This is a genomic window from Mameliella sp. AT18 (assembly GCF_028807275.1).
In the GTDB taxonomy this organism is placed as follows: domain Bacteria; phylum Pseudomonadota; class Alphaproteobacteria; order Rhodobacterales; family Rhodobacteraceae; genus Antarctobacter; species Antarctobacter albus.
Map to the genome: position 1 here is coordinate 1 of NZ_JARAMO010000104.1, position 1,303 is coordinate 1,303.

The window sequence follows — 1,303 nt, forward strand, 5'->3', positions numbered from 1 at the left end:
CGCAGGCCGGCAAAGGCCATCTTGGTGCCCTTGGCATAGTCGCGGGGCTTTTCCAGGAAGGCCGCCAGCTCCTCGGGCGTCCAGGTCTTGCCCTCGTCCGCCAGGCCCTGCAGCACGTCCGAATAGTCAAAGCCCTCGACAGAGGCCGGGGTGCGGCCCACGATGCCGTTCAGGATCGGGCCGACGCGGTTCTTGGCGTCGGGGCCGACCTGGTGGCAGGCCTTGCACTTGCGGAACACCTTTTCGCCGGCCTCGGCGTCGCCGGCCATCGCGTGGCTTTCGGCGGATGCCACGACGGGCAGAAGGGTCAGGCAGGTGACAGACAGGATTTTCTTGATCATTGGATGTATCTCTCCGGTGGTCTTTTCAGTTCAGCCGCTCGGCATGCCAGGCCACATGGTCTCCGGCAAAGGAGTTCACGAAGAAATACGAATGATCGTATCCCTTGTGAATCCGCACCTGACCGGGCTGGCGCCGACGCGCCATACTGTCAGCAAGTACTTCCGGTTTCAAAAGGTCAAGGAACTGGTCGCTAGCACCTTGGTCCACTAGCAGATCGCCTTTCCATCCGAACTCGTCCAGCAACAGGGCCGAATCATGCTGGGACCAGGCGCTTTCGTCGTCGCCCAGGTAGGCGCTCAACTGCTTGCGGCCCCAGTCGGACCGTGTCGGGTTGGCGATCGGGGCAAAGGCGGACAGGGATTCGAACATGCCGTGATTGCGCACCGCCATCGTGATCGCGCCATGCCCGCCCATCGAATGGCCGGTGATGCCGTGGCGGTCCTGCACCGGCAGGTTCTCCAGCACCTCGGCGCGCAGTTCCGTCAGGATGTAGTCATACATCCGGAAGTTCTGCCGCCAGGGGTCGCGCGTGGCGTTCACGTAGAACCCAGCGCCCTGCCCCAGGTCATAGGCCTCGTCGTCGGCCACGCCCGCGCCACGCGGCGAGGTATCCGGAAAGACCACCGCCAGCCCGTGCCGCGCCGCGTGTTCCTGGAACCCGCCCTTGGTCATGGCGTTTTCGTGGTTGCAGGTCAGCCCGGACAGGTACCACAGCAGCGGCACCGGCGCCTCCTGCGCCTGCGGCGGCAGGTAGACGGCAAAGGTCATCTCGCAGCCGCAGGTGTTCGACGAATGTTTGTAGACGCCCTGCACGCCGCCAAAGCTCCGGTTTTCCGAGACGATTTCCATCTATCAGAACTCGACGACGGCGCGGATCGACTTGCCCTCGTGCATCAGGTCAAAGCCGTGGTTGATCTCGTCCAGGGTCAGCTTGTGCGTGATCATCGGGTCGATCTCGATC

The 1,303-nt window shown here is 63.5% G+C and carries 2 protein-coding genes; both read right to left on the reverse strand.

Annotation, left to right across the window (positions count from 1 at the left end; genetic code table 11):
• A partial coding sequence (locus PVW46_RS13310) for a c-type cytochrome (RefSeq protein WP_274576153.1) occupies nucleotides 1-341 on the reverse strand: 341 nt, incomplete at its 3' end.
• Nucleotides 342-366: 25 nt separating this feature from the next.
• Entirely contained in the window at nucleotides 367-1,191 is an 825-nt protein-coding gene (fghA, locus tag PVW46_RS13315; protein WP_043144398.1) for an S-formylglutathione hydrolase, read from the reverse strand.
• Nucleotides 1,192-1,303 lie beyond the last annotated feature (112 nt).